We start from the raw sequence: 18,371 nt of genomic DNA on the forward strand, positions 1-18,371 counted from the left end.
CTTTGAGTAAAAATAATTTTTTGGGAAATACGTAATATGACTGTTTCAATTAACACTGGAATAAGTTTAAGAACACTGCTCTATAGCTTAGTCATTGGTATAGCGTTAGTTAATTTTTTTGGTGCATCTTGGATTAGTGTCGAGGCAACTCGCTCTTATTTAAATGATCAAATGAAAAGTCACGCCCAAGATGCAGCAACCAGTGTCGGATTATCAATTTCACCCTATATGGATGAAGAAAACTTGATGGTTGCTGAGACGATGATAGTGGCCATTTTTGACTCTGGTTATTATCAGAAAGTAAGCCTAACAGACGTTAATAATAATATTATAATGTCTCGTGAAAATAATAATATTATTGATGGTGTGCCCCTCTGGTTTATTAACGTTTTTGAATTAACGCCGCCAGTAATGTCAAGCGAAGTAAGTAATGGCTGGAATGTTGGCGGAACGTTAAGTTTTCAAAGTCATGTGGGGGCTTCTTATGAAAAACTTTGGCAACGTGCCATTAATAACTTCTTATCTTCCTTACTCATTGCTGTACTTTCGTGTTTCATTGCGCACTTTATATTACGATCTGTTTTAACGCCGTTAGCTCAAGTAGAAGAGCAAGCAATAGCGGTGAGTCGAAAAGACTTCACATTTATTAGCGATATTCCCACGACACGTGAGCTTAAAACCGTTATTAATGCCATGAATACTATGGTGAGTAACATACAAGCCTCTTTTGACCTTGTCAGTAAGCAGGCGAATAAGCTTACTCATGAAATCTTTGTTGATGACTTAACTCAATTAGGTAATCGTCGTGCTTTTCAAAGTCAGTTTACAACCGCTAATAATGATATGCAGCCTGATGATTTTACCACCCTGGGATTAGTGCAATTACATTCCCTAAAAAGTATTAATACAAAGCTAGGCTATAAAGCTGGTGATGATTATGTTTGCCAAGCAGCCCAATTACTTTCCGAGCAGTTAACTTCTTTTAATGGTGCTAAAGCGTATCGCGTAAATGGTGGCAGTTTCTTTTTTACCATTAATAGTGTTGGCGAAGACGTAGTAAAGTTTTGTGAAAATATTAATAGTGAGTTCTCTACTTTAAATTCAGATTATTATGACGATGGTTTTGGTAAGTTAGTTGCCATTACTTATAACAGTAACGAAGCACTGAGCGATTTATTAATAAGATTAGACACCTTGTTAATACAAGAAAGTTCTGCAACTTCGTTAGGTGGCGTTTATTGCGATAATAACACCCAAACAACGCACAGTTTACAAGAGTGGTCAAAGATCATTGATGGTTGGTTGAAAGGAAACCATATTGAATTTACCTTTCAACCGGTAATTTCTAGCATTGATCATTCTGTTGTTCATGATTTAGAGAGTAGCGGGTCTGAGAATGGTGATAACGTTTTATATTATGAATTGTTTAGTCAGCTTTTAAACAACGATGAAATTATCGCTAATAGCCAGTTATATTCTATGGCTGAGCGTACCAACAAATCTCAAGAGTTAGATAAATTGGTATTGAGTAAATTAGCCAATTTAACGCATCTCACTCCACAGAGTAAAATAGCTATTAACCTTACTCATCAATCATTACATAGTACTGAATTTAGACATTGGCTTACCTGCTTTATTGAAGAAAATAAAAATAATCTCCCCAGTTTGGTGTTTGAGATTAATGAAGAGGCCATTCTTGCTGGGATTGATTCAAGCATTCAATTTATACAGTCGGCAAAATCGTTAGGTATTGAAATATGTATAGATAGGTTTGGCTCAAGCTTTACCTCTTTTAGATACCTTAAAGGTTTAGATGTTGATTATCTTAAAATTGATGGCGCTTATATACATGAACTAGAACTGCATACTGAGAATAAACCTTTTATTCAAGCAGTAACACAAATTGGTCATGGCTTAGGAATTAAAATACTAACCAGCCATGTAGAAAGCTTAGCGACTAAGCAATTATTGGTAGATTTACATTGTGATGGACTTCAAGGAAATTACATACAGAAGACATTGCCATTGAAGGAAGGTGATTTAGATAGATATTTAGATAAAGACTTAGATAGAGACTTAACATGTATTTACTCACCCATGTTAGTTAGCATGGCCGAAAATACCAAATAATAGTACAAGAATTAGGGCGACATAATGAACAAAACCACTCTAGCAGCAGTAACTTTTGCCTTGTTAGGCACAACAATAATGCCAGCTAGCGCTATAGAGATTTCTCCGACAGCGCAAAAAATCATTGATACTACCATAGCAAATGAATGTAGCTCTGGTGGATGTGATCTTACAGCAGCAATAACTGCTGCAATTACTAACAATCCAGCTTTGGCTGAATCTTTAGTTGCTGCAGCAATTGCTGCTGTAGGCGAAGACAGTGAAGCTGCTGAAACGATCATTGCAACAGCAATAATCGCGCTTGGTGCCGACTCACCTCAAATTGCTAATATATTAAATATTGCAACTGAAGCAGGTGTAAATAGCGATACAGTTACGTCTATCGCTATTGCAAGTGGTGTTGATGCGACAATTGCTTCTGAAGCAACTGCAGCGGGCTCTACTCCTGCTAATAGTAGCCCTATTAGCAGTACACCTACGAATAAAACACCAACTTATACTAGCCCTGGAAATTCTGGTGGCGGCGGTGGCGGTGGCGGTATTTCAAAAAACCAATAAGTAGCTGATTCACTGTATAAAAAGATCCTACGGGATCTTTTTTACCATTAGCTCTATGGTTTTAGAGTAAGCTTATCTTTTTAATCTTACTGCTATGCCACTATTAACTATCAATTATGCAAAGATAAGACTCCATTGAATCATTTTATATTTTATAGCCTTTGTGCACTTATTATTTATGCTCCTATACCGTTAGGTGCCAATAGAATTTGGGCAAGCTCTTCGTTAACATTTTTGATCTTTGCTTTATTTTTAGTTCACTTGATGTATACCTTCACAAGTAAACAACGTTTTCTTGCTCCTAGGTATTCTCTGGCTGTTCTTGTGCCATTAACCATCACCACATTATGGTTAGCATTTCAGATGATTCCTGGTTTGGGCACTTTTTTAGGCCGTTCATTACCAACGCTTTCATTTGATCCTTCTTTAACGCATATCATGCTATTAAAGACGATCGCTTTAACGCAATTTTCTTGGTTAGTTTTTTATTATGTGAATACCAAAGCCATGCTTTATAAGTTTGCCATAGCCATTCTTATATCTGGGTTCTTTCAAGCTTTATACGCCAGCTGGTTAAATCTTAATGTGGGCATGGCGACACCTATTTTTTATATCCCTTATTCAAAAGAAGCGGTAGGCAGTTTTATTTATAAGAACCAATTGGCGAATTACTTAGCGTTGTGTTTATCTATTGGTATTGGTGTATTGATCAGTCAGCTCTCTTTAAAGGAAGGAGGTCATCAAGTACGACATAAAATTCGTGATTTTTCTATGGTTTTATTAAGTCCTAAGATGCTGATTAGAATAAGTTTGATTATTATGATCATTGCTTTGATTTTAACGCGATCACGCATGGGTAATTCGGCATTTTTCTTAGCTTTAGCTGCGGTCAGTATATTCTCTTATTTCTTTTATAATCGTAAACCTAAGAATTTGCGCCTTTTGATATTGAGCTTCTTTATTCTCGACTTTATTTTAGTAGGTGCTATTTTTGGTGTTGAAAAGGTCAAACAACGTTTGTTAGAAACTAGTTTAGCTTCTGAAACAAGAGATGAGGTGATACGTGATTCAATACCTATGATATTAGATTACCCTGTATTTGGTACAGGCGGTGGGAGTTTCTATTCAAGCTTTTCTCAATACCAAGCACAACCCTACTCTGGTTTTTATGACCATGCCCATAATGATTACATTCAATTTTCGGCTGAATTAGGTTTACCTATCACGTTTTTATTAGGTGCGATGGTGCTGTATTGCTTGTTTGTTGCATTGAAGACCTTGGTAAAGCGTAAAACAGCGCTGTATCAAGGTGTCTCGTTTGGCTGTGCAGCCGCTATTATTCATATGCTATTACATTCAACAGTAGACTTTTCACTACAGTCACCCGCTATCGCTTTGCTCTTTATCAGTATATTGTCGCTTACTTTAATCGCTTCAAACTTAAAAAAAGAGTCTAATCGGGTATAGCAATATTCGCGGCTAAAGAAATGTTCGCTAAAGCAATGTTCGCGGCTAAAGCCTGCTCCTACAGACACGCACTGTAAAATGGTGTGTACGCCCGAGCGTTTACTGTAGGAGGGTGTTTACGCCCGAACATTTACTGTAGGAGCTGGCTTTAGCCGCGAACGCTTACTTATAAAGTGCGGTAAAATCTTTTATTGAAAAACCATTAAGCAATTGGTCTCCTACCTTTAAAACAGGTACGCCTCGCAGACCCGTACCAGCGAACTCTCTTTGCCCCTTGGCAGTTTTTATATTACATAACCTAAAAGCAATACCCTCTTGTTCTAGGTAACGTTTTGCAGTTTGACAATGTGGACATTTTTCCATGGTATATAGGACAACGCGTTTCATTTATAGCCTTTTATGTGGGTGTGTTTCAACTAACAGCTGAACGTTTAATCTCGAATTTTAATATTCGGATGATGATCTATTTCGCCTTCATCATCAACCGTCATTGCGCTATCATCTAATTGAACAACGGCAAGTTTCCCATCCGGTGTTGTGCGAACAAAAGATAAAGTATAACCATAGCTACTTATTTTGCTTAAGGAACATTGTTGGGCAACAGTTAATTCTCTCAATAACTTTTCTATTTTCGCCTCTATTTTACGTCTTTCTTCTGGCACTTGATTCACCCTGCATTAAACATAATAAGCTGTAATAAAAATGGCTCACTATATTAAATAACGCAACTTTTATAGAAGTGTTTTATGCACGACACAAAGTACCCTTGCAATATGCAGGGATTAATTCATGTTTGACGATTAAGTAAGCTGAGCTAAAGTTATTTAACTTAAATCGTAACAGAACTTGATGCAAATCAACTTATCGCAGCTATTCACTTATCCTTTGAATACATATATTAACAACTTGATGTAAATCAAACTATTCAACTCGATGCGGTGCAAAAATCCCCCTATCAGTTAACTAGACCAATAATAATAACAAAGCTAACGTACCTTCTTTTAAAACATGAAATCAGGATATTATTATGAAAACAGTAGTAAATAAGTTTACCTTATCATTAATCACTGCAGCAATTTTAACGGCTCCTACCGCTTTTGCTGGTGAAACAGAGCACGGCAATAGCATAACTAAAGCACTTAGCGATAGTACTGTTAAAGTTAATTTACGTGCTCGTTATGAAGGTGTAAGTCAAGATGGCGTAGAGGATCATGCATCAGCATTAACATTGAAAAGTCGTATCACTGTTAACACGGGTAGTTACAGTAATTTCTCTCTTGGTTTGGAAGTGGATAAAGTTGACGCTTTAGCGGATAACTATAACAACACACAAAATGGTCAAACTCAATACCCCGTAGTTGCGGATCCACAAGGTACTGATGTAAACCAAGCTTTTATTAAATACGCAAACGATGGTTTTAGTGCTGTTGTTGGTCGTCAACGTGTTTTACACAATAATCAACGTTTCGTTGGTGGTGTTGGCTGGCGTCAAAATGAACAGACATATGATGGAGTACGTGCACAATATAAAGCTGATGCTTTCTCTGTAGATTATAGCTACATCCAAAACATCAATGATATTAAAGGCGGCAACATTAAAGGTGACTTTCACCTAGCTAATGCTAATTACAACATTAACAAAAGCCATAAGATTTCAGGCTTTGCTTACCTTTTAGATTACGACACAGCCGTAACTAACTCTAGTAGTACCTTAGGCGCTTTATATAACGGTAAGTTTGGTAAGTTCCTAGTAAATGCTAGCTTAGCAAGTCAAAGTGATAATGGTGACAATACAAATAACTATTCTGCTATGTATATCAATGCTGAAGGTGGGTATAACTTTGGTGCTGTAACGGTATTAGCTGGTTATGAATTATTGGGTAGCGATGATGGTAAAGTTGCATTTAACACGCCATTAGCAACTAAGCATAAGTTTAATGGTTGGGCTGATAAATTCTTAGGTACACCAAAAGAAGGTCTACAAGACCTTTATTTAACAGCTAAAGGTAAAGTATCTGGCGTAAAATGGGCAGCGACTTACCATGATTTTTCATCAGATGTAGATAGCATTGATTTTGGTAGCGAGCTTAACTTAGTGGCAACTTATCAAATTAACAAAAACTATGGTGTTTTAGTTAAAGCAGCCAATTATAGCGAAGGTGATGCTGACCAAAAACCAACTGATACCAACAAAGTTTGGGTTCAAATGACAGCTAAGTTCTAAACATTGCTTGGTGATAAATAGCTAGATAAGTAATTAAGTAACTACTTAGCTATTTACTCTAGCCGTTATAAAAACTTAAGTAATATAGTAAGAAGCCAGCAAACACGCTGGCTTCTTACTTTTTATCCTGCCACTGCATTGCCCCATGTCAATAAAAGCATTAGAATAGCCGCGGATTTTATCAGCTGTTAGGCGAATTTTTTTTGTTATTAATGATCGACAATTACGACTCATTTACTTTTAACTTAGTGCATTATTTTCAAGCACTAGGTCAAGAGGTTGTTGTCTATAGAAATAATGAAATTAGCCTTAAAGAAATTGAACAATTAAAGCCGCAATATATTGTTATATCTCCTGGCCCTTGTGATCCTGACTCTGCAGGAATCTCCCTTGCCGTTGTGAAAGAGTTCGCCGGTAAAATACCTTTATTAGGTGTTTGCTTAGGACATCAATGCATTGCACAGCACTTTGGCGCAAGCGTCGAAAAAGCAAAAAAAGTAATGCATGGAAAAACCTCTAAGATTATCCATAATCAACAAGGTTTATTTAGTCAGTTAAATCTACCGCTACAAGTCACTCGTTATCATTCATTAATTGTCAGCAAACAATCATTACCTGCAGAACTTACCATGACGGCATGGAGCCAAGATGAACAAGGTAACGTTGATGAAATTATGGCACTCGAACATAAAACCTTAGCCATTAGCAGCGTACAATTTCATCCTGAATCGATACTTACAGAGCAAGGTCAAAATTTATTAGCAAATTTTATCAAGCAATTTAAAAATCATCCGATAAACTAATAACAGACCCTTTGTAGATTAAAGCCAGATAAAGTAGTAATTTACTGCCTTTAAGCGTTAGACTTAACGTATTCTTCAAAGCTCAAGTTCACCCCTAGGTTAGCAATAAACTCTCTATGCAAATTTTTGAAAACAATCACACTGTCGCCATTATATTCCAACGCGCTATTAGCCTCTCAATCTGTAAAGGTTTTGCGGAAAAGCAAAGTGGTAAAATCACCATGGTTGATCATCAAGGTAGCGAGCAAAAAAATCGCCGCCGAGAGTTGTTATCTGTTGAAGTACAAGCTCAACAAGAGAAAATTATTGCTGAACATGGTGAAGAACATTTTCGTAAACAAACTGAACAGAGCTTTTTTAACCAGGTTCGTACGCAAATCAATAGTGACTTTGACAATAAAGAGCTGCTTTACCATCACATTTTAGGTATTGAAGATGCCTGCCCTGCTATTCTTGATATTTTATCTGCTCGCGCAGCGTCAGTTAACCAAATTAAAAACCTTGCAGCTTCATTGCCTTGGTTAGCCACTGACTTAGTAAAATTGGTGAACAAACCGCAATACCGAAAACGAGCAGACGTGCAAGTGACAGATGCTAAACTAGCATTAAGTTATATTGGTTTAGATAACTTAAAACTAGTTATGCCTACTTTTACCCTTAAACATTGGTTACCAACAAGCACAGCACCTTATGGTCTAATGAAGAGAAAGTTATGGAATGATAGTTTATCTATTGCGCTAGCTTCCCGCGTATTAGCCAAAGCGCAAGGGCTTGATGAATTTACCGCTTTTACTACCGCGATGTTATCAAATATAGGTAGACTTGCTGTCACTCGTTGCTATTTAACAACGTTTAGCGAGATGTATAAAAAAGAAGTACGCAAAGCTTTTGAAAATAAAGACAAACGTTTGCATAATGTATTATCCAAAATTGAAGCCAGTGAAGAGATACTGCTTGAGCAACTTGTTATGCGAAGCGCGCAACTATCTGCTGATTTAATTGAAAAAATGCATTTTAAACGATTGGCTATAACCGAGCCTATATTTGATTTAGCCTATGCTACTAGTATTGAAAAAATGCACCCTGTTGCACAACTTGTTGCCAAAGCTAAAGCTTATGTAGCATTTCGTGCTTTGGCAAAAGAAGAGCTAATTGACAGCGAAGAAAGCAAAGCTTTACTCAGCTCGGTTAATTTAACACCTGCAGAAATAACGCTACTGAAAAAGAGCGACATTGACCACATTAAGCTTAATTTCAATTAGCACTGTAAACTGCCTTGAAAGATCAATAACGGCTATATTGTCGCTAATTTGCAACACTATTCAGCTTTTACCGTGATTTTTTTCTGATTAATTATTAAAAAATCACCTTGATGGATTTTATCAAGCAAGCACTACTCCCTCACTTCCCCCCTTATTCCAACAAAACAATCAGACTCAATAAATATTCATTTTTAATGCATAAAAGTAGCTAAGCCTTTGTTTTATCTGGCCTACAGAGTAGCACAACAAGACAAGTCGTCTATTTTCTGTCATACTATCGCTCTACTTTTAACGCGCTGTAATTATTTTTCGCAATATATTAGGTATTAGTTAAGCTTTATCTAGATTTTGCAAGGATACCAAGTGAACTAATTAATTTATCAATTAGCGAGAATTAAAAGGATTAGAGGCAAGGCATTGATTGAAGAGAATGGTTACTCCCTTGTCGAAATCAATAACGATGCATATAAACCTTTTAAACTCGCCCTTTGGGAACGCATCAATAAACTGATAACATCGAAAAATTAGTAAAATATAGAATAACTATGTTTAAATAATTTTACTTGTTCTAAGCTCATTGATGCAGTTCTAATTTGATTAATAAATAAGTCCAATTGGTATAGGCTGTTAAAAACATTACCCACTTATAAATGAGGATTTTAAAAATGTCAGAACATTTTTCAGTTGAACGCGGCTTATTTGATGATGTAATGGTGCCAAACTATGCACCTTCAGCGGTTATTCCTGTTCGCGGTCAAGGCTCTCGAGTGTGGGATCAACAAGACAAAGAATATATTGATTTCGCCGGCGGTATTGCCGTTAGTGCTTTAGGTCACTGTCACCCAGCATTAGTTGGTGCTTTAAAAGAGCAAGGCGAGAAAATCTGGCATTTATCAAATGTTCAAACAAACGAACCAGCGTTACGTTTAGCTAAAAAATTAGTTGATAGTACTTTTGCTGAAAAAGTTTATTTTTGTAACTCAGGTGCTGAATCAAATGAAGCGGCACTTAAGTTAGCTCGTCGTTGGGCATTAGACGTACATGGTGCAGATAAATCACAAATCATTGCGTTTAAGCAAGGTTTCCACGGTCGTACTTTCTTCACCGTAACTGTTGGTGGTCAAGCTGCTTATTCTGATGGCTTTGGTCCTAAACCAGGTGATATCGATCATGCAGAATATAATAACCTTGATAGCTTAAAAGCGTTAATTTCTGATAGAACTTGTGCGGTAATGATTGAACCATTACAAGGTGAAGGCGGTATTGTTTCACCTACAGATGAATTCATTAAAGGTGTTCGCGCTTTATGTGATCAACACAATGCACTATTAATTTTTGATGAAGTACAAACAGGTGTTGGCCGTTTAGGTGAGTTATACGCTTATATGGACCTTGGTGTTACTCCTGATATCTTAACTTCAGCTAAAGGTTTAGGCGGTGGTTTCCCTATCGGCGCTATGCTTACTACTACTGAGATTGCTAAGCACCTTAAAATAGGTACTCACGGTAGTACTTACGGCGGCAACCCATTAGCTTGTGCTGTTTCTGAAGCAGTATTAGATACAGTAAACACGACAGAAGTATTAGCGGGCATCAAAGCTAAAGCTAAAATTTATGTTGCTGGCTTAAACGCAATTAATGCTAAATATAATATTTTCTCTGAAATCCGTGGTAAAGGTTTGCTAATTGGTGCGGTATTAAACGAAAACTACCAAGGCAAAGCTAAAGCGTTTTTAAATGCTGCTATGGACGAAGGCGTAATGGTATTAGTTGCTGGCGCAAGCATTATTCGCTTCGCACCTTCATTAGTTATTCCTGATGAAGATATTACTCTTGGTTTAGCACGCTTTGAAAAAGCGATTGCAAGCTTAGTTTAATTTAGCCTAATTTAGTTAATGCTAAAAGTATCTGCTCATACCGCCAAGGTTTGAGCAGATAGTACCAATCAGACTGATTTATTGAACAGTAAATCAGTCTGATTGGTATACACCACTCCCTTTCTTCGAGAGCATTTATGATCATTGTACGTCCTATTAAAAAAAGTGACCAAAAAGCCCTATATCGCATTGCGGTAGACTCTGGCCACGGCTTCACTTCACTACCAGTGAATGACCAACTACTTCAACAACGTATTAACCATGCTGAAGAGTCATTTGCTAAAGAAGTGACTGAAGCAGGAAACGAAGGCTATCTTTTTGTTATGGAAGATACCGAAACTGGTGAAGTTGTTGGAACAAGTGGTATTGAGGCAGCGGTAGGCTTAGATGATGCTTTTTATCACTATCACTTAGGTAAAGTTGTCCATAGCTCACGCGAACTTAATATTTATAATACCGTAGAAACGTTATCACTGTGTAATGACTACACCGGTGCTAGTGAAATTTGTACGTTATTTTTAAGTGACAGCCATCGTAAAAATAGCAATGGTCGCTTTCTATCACGTTTTCGCTTTCTATTTATCGCGGAACATAAAGAACGCTTCTCTGACACCATTATTGCAGAAATGCGTGGTGTTTCAGATGATAATGGCAGTTCACCCTTTTGGAATTGGCTGGAAGAGCACTTTTTCTCGATGGACTTCCCTACCGCTGATTACTTAACAGGTATAGGTAAAAAGGAATTTATTGCTGAGTTAATGCCTAAATACCCAATTTACGTTAATTTACTAAGCAAAGATGCACAGGACGTTATCAACAAAGTTCATCCACAAACAGTACCTGCACTTCGTTTATTAGAAGCTGAAGGTTTTGCAAGACGTGGTTATGTTGATATCTTTGACGCCGGCCCTACCGTTGAATCGAATATCAACAGTATTAGAACCGTTAATCAAAGTAAGCGCTGCCAAGTCATTATTGGTGAAGTGCAATCAACAGATAATTACATTATTTGTAATAGTAAAGTTGCAGACTTTAGAGCGACTCAAGCGCCGCTTTCATTACGTGATACCGCAAATCAAGTTGTGATTAGCCAAGACGTTGCTGATGCTTTAATGATCAATGAAGGCGACTGGGTTCGTTTAATCTCAAACTAGTAGTTAGCTCTTAACGACTTACTTAGCACAACAACTTCAAGATTTAGCGTGGCTGATACTAGCCACTCATCAAATTATTAATGGTGACAGCGACACTCTCTGTCACCACTATCAATGAGAAGGAAATACCATGTCTCACACAAATCCAGTTCAATTTATTAATGGTCAATGGCAAGCAGGTTTAGGTCATGATGTTAGTTCATCTAACCCAGCTCGTAACGAAGTAATTTGGCAAGGTAAAACAGCCAGTGCCGATCAAGTAAACGATGCCGTATTAAGCGCTCGTCAAGCATTCGAAAGCTGGGCAAATATTAGCTTAGAAGAACGTGTAGCTGTGGTAACAAAATTTGCTGAGTTATTAGCTGAGAACAAAGATGCGTTAGCAACAACGATTGCTTTAGAAACGGGCAAGCCAAAGTGGGAAACTACTGGTGAAGCAGGCGCAATGGTAGCTAAAATAGCTATTTCACTTAAAGCTTACAACGAACGTACTGGTACGGTTGAAAACCCAATGCCTGGCGCTAAGGCCTTTATCCGTCACAAACCACATGGTGTTGTTGCTATATTTGGTCCTTATAACTTCCCTGGTCACTTACCTAATGGCCACATAGTGCCAGCATTAATTGCCGGTAATACTATTGTATTTAAGCCAAGTGAATTAACGCCTCGCGTTGCAGAAGAAATGTTAAAACTTTGGGAAAAGGCTGGTTTACCTAACGGTGTTATCAACCTAGTTCAAGGTGAAGTAGAAACAGGTAAAGCCCTTGCAAGCCATAAAATGATTGATGGTTTATTTTTCACGGGTAGCTCAACTACAGGTCATGTATTACATGAACAGTTTGCTGGACAACCGGGTAAAATTCTTGCACTAGAAATGGGTGGTAATAACCCACTTGTTGTTAAAGATGTTAGCGATATTGATGCGGTTGTGCACGACATAGTGCAATCTGCTTTTGTTACTACGGGTCAACGTTGTACTTGTGCTCGTCGTTTATTCATTGAAGCCAATGAACAAGGTGATGCAATTTTAGCACGCCTTATCGAAGTCACTAAAAACTTAACGATTGGTTATTTTGACGATAAAGAACAGCCATTTATGGGTTCTATGATCTCAGAAAAGGCAGCTCTTAGCTTAGTAGACGCACAAGCGAAATTACTCGCTCTTGGTGCAACATCAATTGTTGAACTTAAGCATCTAGAAGCAGGTACTGGTTTTGTTTCTCCAGGTATTATTGATGTGAGTGATATTATTGCTGATATTCCTGATGAAGAATACTTTGGTCCATTAGTTAAAGTATATCGTTACACCGATTTTGATAAAGCGATTGATGAAGCGAATAATACTGGCTTTGGTCTATCTGCTGGTTTGTTATCTGACAGTGAAGAGTCTTACAACCACTTCTTTACTCGCATTCGTGCTGGTATCGTTAACTGGAACAAACCAATTACTGGCGCAAGCAGCGCTGCACCGTTTGGTGGTATTGGTGCAAGTGGTAACCACAGAGCCAGCGCATTTTATGCCGCTGATTATTGTGCTTACCCTATCGCTTCAGTAGAAGCGACTAAAGTAAGCTTGCCTGAAACATTAACACCAGGTATGAAATTCTAAATGCAAAACAACAATACTCTTACGCCAGAAACGCAAAACTTAACCGACATTTCGGCTGATAACTTTACCCAAGCTTATCGACACTTTGTCGAAGAAGGTGACTTTATCGCGTTAACGCGCCAATTTGAGCAAGGTTTTGTTCAAACGGGCACCGATAACCAATTAAGTTTTAAGGTCAAACAAGCGAAAGTTAGCTTACTCGATACTGGGGTGCTATTAATTGAACCTGAAAGAGCTGAGTCTGAGCTAGTTAACCCTGAACTGGTTAACGAAGAGTTGGCTACACCATGTAAGAGTATTGTTATTTCATCGGGCATTCATGGTAATGAAACGGCTCCGATTGAAATAGTACAACAGTTGATTAGTGATATTATTGCGCAAAAGATTCAAGTGAAACATCGTACCCTATTAATTATGGGTAACCCTGTTTCTATGAATATCGCAAAACGTTTTCAAACAGAGAACTTAAACCGATTATTTTGTGGCAAGTACCAAGATATAGACCCGTGTTTTGAAAAGTATCGTGCAGAAAAGTTAGAGGGTTACGTTAGTGATTTCTTTAACGCTGGCGCTGATGCTAGTGAAGGTAAAGCAACAAACTACCATTACGATTTACATACCGCTATTCGAAACTCTAAATATGAAAAGTTTGCTATTTATCCTTACCAAGCAGGTAAACCATGGGATAAAGAACAGTTAAGCTTTATGGCTAGTTCTGGTGTTAATACTATTTTATTTGGACATGGACCTAGTGGTACATTTTCCTACTTCAGTAGTGCAAACTTTGCCGCACATGCTTTTACTGTTGAACTAGGTAAAGTAAGAGCCTTTGGTGAAAACGACATGACTAACTTTCAAGCCATGACTAATAACCTAAGCGCTCTTATTAGCGATGAAGCAATATCACTGAAAAATTTTGATAATGATGATTTCAATTTATTTAAAGCGTTAGGTGATATCACTAAAGTTAGTGATAAATTTGAACTTTACATTGCGGATGAAGCGAGTAACTTTACTGATTATCCAATTGGTACCTTATTATCAAGCGATAACGGTGAAGAATACCGCACTACCCTTCCTGGTGAGAGCATAGTATTCCCTAATGCCAATGTCGGTAATGGTCAGCGCGCGGTATTAATGGTTGTACCTACAACATTGTCATAGAAATGTGGTGATAAAACCCATTGTCACAACATCATTTTAATAAGCCCTTATAATTTAAACATAAGTTTTAATAATAAGGGCTTATTTTTTATAAGTGCTTCGTATAAAAATTCTATCTATTGATTCACTAAGACTAAAAACGCTACACTAGCTGCTATACTAAGCAAGACTACACTTCATCAGCACAGGTAAGTAAAGTTATTATGGTTACAGATACTGACGGTTACATTCAAGTTATTGAGTACCTTACCGAGCACCTTAGTTTATTTGAAAATTCAACAGCGCCAGCCCAAGCTAGCGAAACAGTAATGTCAGCGATTGAAGTTGAACTGTGCGAACAAATCATTAGCGTTTGCAGCCAAAACGAAGACTTAACCTTTAACCAACGTAATGCCATTATTCGTGAAGTTGATGCCATCGTATATGATTTAGAAGAAATCCTTTCTGGTGTTATCAATAATCCTGTTAATGCCGCACAACAAGCCTTCATTATTGAGTTTGCCAGTTTAATAAAAAACCTCTTTGATACCGTTATCCATAAAGATTAGCTTATTATGTAAACTAGCTATGACCTCAAGTTAACAACGCCGCCTTCTTGTAAGATTTCTATTATATCAATCCCATTAAGTTTGTGAACTTGTTGTGCATAGGGAAAATATATCAGGGCAAGGCGCTTGATTGAGCAATAGCTGGCTATTGGGATTGAGAGGAACGCAGACATGGTATATTTTAACCAGCACAGGTGGGCAATAATTTAATGGAATTGGTATTACACATTACAACTGGTGGAGATGCTTCAACTTCGATAGAATCCCTACCTATTTATTGTAAATTGAGTCGATTATGAAAGCACAAGTAAAATGGTTAGGCGAAGAATTGTTCATGGGCACCTCAGAAAGTGGCCATACTCTGGTTTTAGATGCTAATGGTGGTAACTTAGCCCCAAGCCCTATGGAAGGCGTGCTAATTTCTCTTGGTGGATGCTCGTCAGTAGATGTTGTTAGTATCTTAAAAAAAGCGCGACAAAACATAATCGGTTGTCATGTTGAGATTGATGGTACTCGTGTTGATAGCGTGCCTGCACTGTTTGAAAAAATTCACCTTCATTTTGTTATCACCGGTACTGACGTTGCAGCTAAACACGTAGAGCGCGCAGTAAGTTTATCGGCAGACAAATATTGCTCAGTTGCCTTAATGTTAAATGCTAAAGTTAACATTACTCATGATTTTGAAATTGTTGCTGGATAAAGTTATTCCTCCTTATGCACATTGACTCTAAAATCCCCCTGTATGGCTTTAATAATTTAACGAAAAGTTTGAGTTTTTCGTTATACAGGGTGCATTACTTACCTTTAAGTAAACCTTTAGATAAACCTTTAGACTTATCTTTAGACACAACTTTAAACCGACCTTCTAGCCAAACTGTTGAAAGCTACAATGCTTACATCAATGAAACGTATAGCAGTGAGCGTCTTGAAGTGCTACTGACTAAGGTTTGTCATGCCATCGGTGGCAATGTCTTAAATATAGCAAGCCAAGATTACACACCTCAAGGGGCGAGTGTCACCTTAATGATTTCTGAAGAAGCAAAACCTGAATCGTTAGTCGCACATTTAGATAAAAGCCACTTATGTATTCATACCTACCCAGAAGAAACACCACAAAACGGCATCGCTATTTTTAGAGCTGATATTGAGTTATCGACTTGTGGTGTTATATCACCGTTAAAAGTATTAGATTATGTCATTGAGGCTTTCTCAGCAGATGTTATTGATATTGATTATCGTGTTCGAGGCATGACTCGTGATCTACATGGTGCAAAGCACTTTAGTGATCGTGACATTAGTCAAATTAGTGATCATTTGACTAAATATACACTTGATACATATAGGGTTAAAGATAGCGTTATGGCGACACATAACTTGTTTCATTGTAAATTAGCAAGACAGTCAATCGACTTAACACAACATATCTTCAATGTTGGATCTGACTTAGGCTCTTATTTAGATACGCATGCAATATCCTCTCAGGACGAAAGACAAATAAAAGCACAACTCACTACTGAGTTAAATGAGCTTTTTATCGGTAGCTAACCGACTGTAAAGCAACTAAATAAAACCTTGGCTATGCACAGGTTTTATTTATATCCCGTCACTATTTTTTCTTTAATTAATCATTATTACAGATAGATAATATAATTTTTAAGTAAACGATTCCCATCAATTTAAGTTTTACTAAAGCATTCAACCCACTATAGTTTTTACTAAAAGCAACCTAAAACTTTCTATAGTAAGCCATTTTTTTATTTTGGACCAAACTCAGCTTTGTCTTAATTGTCTCTGTAACATAATGTGTTACATGCACTAATTTAGTGGAAAATATAGACAATATTACTTATGATCTTTAGATATATCTATTTAATGAAACCTTTATGAAACTTGCTTTAGCGTTATTACTGCTAACCGGAACCCTATTAATTTTACTATCGGTTATTCCGGCGATGAAAATATGTCGTAGTGATAAACAGTTTGGCTGGCGTGCATTATTTAGTCTTATCGTACTCTTCTCTTTCGGCTATTTATTTTTTCTCTTTTTACTCCTCAATAAAGTCATAGTTGAACAAATTGATATTATTGTTTCACTCATTCTTTTTGGAGGGGGAGGCTTTGTATTTTTAGTCATTAGGCTTTCATTAATGAGTATTACTCAAGCTCAAGAACTCGCAGAAAAAGAAAGATATAAGGCCTTGCATGACCCTTTAACGAGTTTACCAAACCGTAAATTCTTTTCTATCAATATCAATAAAACCATCGCATTGAGTAAAAAAACCAACAGTAGCTTTGCTGTTTTAATGATTGATTTGGACCGATTTAAAGAAATAAATGATACATTAGGCCACGACATTGGCGATGGTGTCTTGGTTGAAATTAGCAAACGCTTTAGTGAAGTAACCAATAAAAAACAATTTGTCGCTCGCCTTGGCGGTGATGAATTTGCTCTTGTCATACCTGATGTAGATAACAAGCAGGCTATAGCAGTTTGTATGGCATTACATGAATCATTAAATACGCTGATATCAGTTCAAAATTATGATTTAGCAGTTGATATGAGTGTTGGCGTAGCTATGTATCCAAAACATGGTACAGATATACGCATGTTATTAAAAAATTCAGATGTCGCTATGTATCAGTCAAAGAAAGATAAAGTGGATAGCTTTGTATATGATGAATATTTAAATCGTGATTCATTACAGCGTTTAGAGCTAATTTCAGGTATTAAACAAGCATTAATAAACCACGAGTTTGAGCTTTATTACCAACCGATCATTGATGCAAAAAATAACAAGATACGGGCTGTTGAAGCATTAATTCGCTGGCCAAAAAAAGGTATTGGACCTGATATATTTATTCCTTTAGCGGAGGAAGTTAACCTTATTAATGACATAACCCTTTGGGTATTAAATGAAGCATTAGAGCAAGTGAAAAAATGGTCTATTGATTATCCCAATTTAAAGATCAGTATCAATATATCGGTATTAGATTTAAGAAATATTAACTTTCCAAATAAGGTAAAAGAACTCTTAGACCGCTTCGCAGTACCTGCCAACATGTTGATTTTTGAAATTACCGAAAGTGCCATGATGGTAAATGTTGAGCGTGTCAAAAGGGTCATCAATGAACTGAGTGAGTTAGGCATTGATTTCGCCGTTGATGATTTTGGTACCGGTTTTTCTTCGCTCTCATTACTAAGAGAATTACCTTCAAACGTGATCAAAATTGATCGTTCTTTTATTAGTACGATACAAAGTGAAACGGACAACGCAGCAATTGTGAAAGCAACGATTGATTTAGCCCATAGCATAGGACGAAGAGCCGTTGCTGAAGGCGTAGAAAATGAAAGAGTTGCAGCCCTTTTGTTAGATATGGGTTGTGATTATTTACAAGGCTATGGCATATCTCGCCCGTTAAATAGTGATGCAATTGAACTTTGGTTAGCGAAACATGCTTTTGAGAACGTTACTTTATTAAGCTCATAGTCATACCATTTATGGCTATACTACTGATAACAAAGGCGTTAGACAATTTAATTATCTAACGCCTTTTTTGTACTTTGTTATACAAGC

General features: G+C 37.1%; 16 protein-coding genes. 14 read left to right on the plus strand and 2 right to left on the minus strand.

The window, feature by feature from the left end; genetic code table 11:
- Positions 1-36: 36 nt before the first annotated feature.
- From CXF85_RS13825 to CXF85_RS13835, 3 genes are all read left to right on the plus strand, one after another.
- Positions 37-2,130 carry a bifunctional diguanylate cyclase/phosphodiesterase gene (locus tag CXF85_RS13825; RefSeq protein WP_101229239.1) on the plus strand — a complete coding sequence of 698 codons (2,094 nt, stop codon included), beginning with the start codon at positions 37-39 and terminating at the stop codon, positions 2,128-2,130.
- A gap of 24 nt (positions 2,131-2,154) precedes the next feature.
- Positions 2,155-2,688, plus strand: a complete 534-nt coding sequence (locus tag CXF85_RS13830) for a hypothetical protein (RefSeq protein WP_101229240.1) — start codon at positions 2,155-2,157, stop codon at positions 2,686-2,688.
- 135 nt (positions 2,689-2,823) lie between these two features.
- Entirely contained in the window at positions 2,824-4,155 is a 1,332-nt protein-coding gene (locus CXF85_RS13835) for an O-antigen ligase family protein (protein WP_101229241.1), read from the plus strand.
- 162 nt (positions 4,156-4,317) lie between these two features.
- On the opposite strand, the gene CXF85_RS13840 is transcribed toward CXF85_RS13835, so the two are convergent.
- Positions 4,318-4,542 carry a glutaredoxin family protein gene (locus CXF85_RS13840; protein WP_101229242.1) on the minus strand — a complete coding sequence of 75 codons (225 nt, stop codon included), beginning with the start codon at positions 4,540-4,542 and terminating at the stop codon, positions 4,318-4,320.
- A 44-nt stretch (positions 4,543-4,586) separates the two neighbouring features.
- A complete protein-coding gene (locus CXF85_RS13845) occupies positions 4,587-4,817 on the minus strand; it encodes a hypothetical protein (protein ID WP_101229243.1) in 231 nt (76 codons plus the stop codon).
- 365 nt (positions 4,818-5,182) lie between these two features.
- Between CXF85_RS13845 and CXF85_RS13850 the strand changes: the two genes are divergently transcribed.
- The 11 genes from CXF85_RS13850 (at position 5,183) to CXF85_RS13900 (ending at position 18,284) form a co-directional block, all read left to right on the plus strand.
- Complete coding sequence (locus CXF85_RS13850) at positions 5,183-6,379, plus strand: alginate export family protein (RefSeq protein WP_101229244.1); 1,197 nt, start codon at positions 5,183-5,185, stop codon at positions 6,377-6,379.
- 203 nt (positions 6,380-6,582) lie between these two features.
- Positions 6,583-7,182, plus strand: a complete 600-nt coding sequence (locus CXF85_RS13855) for an anthranilate synthase component II (RefSeq protein WP_101229245.1) — start codon at positions 6,583-6,585, stop codon at positions 7,180-7,182.
- A gap of 116 nt (positions 7,183-7,298) precedes the next feature.
- A complete protein-coding gene (locus tag CXF85_RS13860; protein ID WP_232771199.1) occupies positions 7,299-8,444 on the plus strand; it encodes an HDOD domain-containing protein in 1,146 nt (381 codons plus the stop codon).
- A gap of 665 nt (positions 8,445-9,109) precedes the next feature.
- Positions 9,110-10,321 (plus strand): aspartate aminotransferase family protein, encoded by a 1,212-nt coding sequence (locus CXF85_RS13865; protein ID WP_101229246.1) that lies wholly within the window; start codon positions 9,110-9,112, stop codon positions 10,319-10,321.
- Positions 10,322-10,458: 137 nt separating this feature from the next.
- Positions 10,459-11,475, plus strand: a complete 1,017-nt coding sequence (astA, locus tag CXF85_RS13870) for an arginine N-succinyltransferase (RefSeq protein WP_101229247.1) — start codon at positions 10,459-10,461, stop codon at positions 11,473-11,475.
- A 130-nt stretch (positions 11,476-11,605) separates the two neighbouring features.
- Positions 11,606-13,084, plus strand: a complete 1,479-nt coding sequence (astD, locus tag CXF85_RS13875; RefSeq protein ID WP_101229248.1) for a succinylglutamate-semialdehyde dehydrogenase — start codon at positions 11,606-11,608, stop codon at positions 13,082-13,084.
- Positions 13,085-14,248 (plus strand): succinylglutamate desuccinylase, encoded by a 1,164-nt coding sequence (gene astE / locus CXF85_RS13880; RefSeq protein WP_101229249.1) that lies wholly within the window; start codon positions 13,085-13,087, stop codon positions 14,246-14,248.
- 203 nt (positions 14,249-14,451) lie between these two features.
- Positions 14,452-14,796, plus strand: coding sequence for a DUF3802 family protein (locus CXF85_RS13885; protein WP_101229250.1), 345 nt, complete (start codon positions 14,452-14,454; stop codon positions 14,794-14,796).
- A gap of 295 nt (positions 14,797-15,091) precedes the next feature.
- Entirely contained in the window at positions 15,092-15,496 is a 405-nt protein-coding gene (locus CXF85_RS13890) for an OsmC family protein (protein ID WP_101229251.1), read from the plus strand.
- Positions 15,497-15,510: 14 nt separating this feature from the next.
- Positions 15,511-16,341 carry an S-adenosylmethionine decarboxylase gene (locus CXF85_RS13895; RefSeq protein ID WP_101229252.1) on the plus strand — a complete coding sequence of 277 codons (831 nt, stop codon included), beginning with the start codon at positions 15,511-15,513 and terminating at the stop codon, positions 16,339-16,341.
- Between the two features lie 338 nt (positions 16,342-16,679).
- The gene (locus tag CXF85_RS13900; protein ID WP_101229253.1) at positions 16,680-18,284 is read left to right on the plus strand and encodes a putative bifunctional diguanylate cyclase/phosphodiesterase; all 1,605 of its coding nucleotides are present in this window, start codon (positions 16,680-16,682) and stop codon (positions 18,282-18,284) included.
- Positions 18,285-18,371: the final 87 nt, after the last annotated feature.

The sequence above is a fragment of the Colwellia sp. 75C3 genome (assembly GCF_002836255.1).
Taxonomy (GTDB): domain Bacteria; phylum Pseudomonadota; class Gammaproteobacteria; order Enterobacterales; family Alteromonadaceae; genus Colwellia.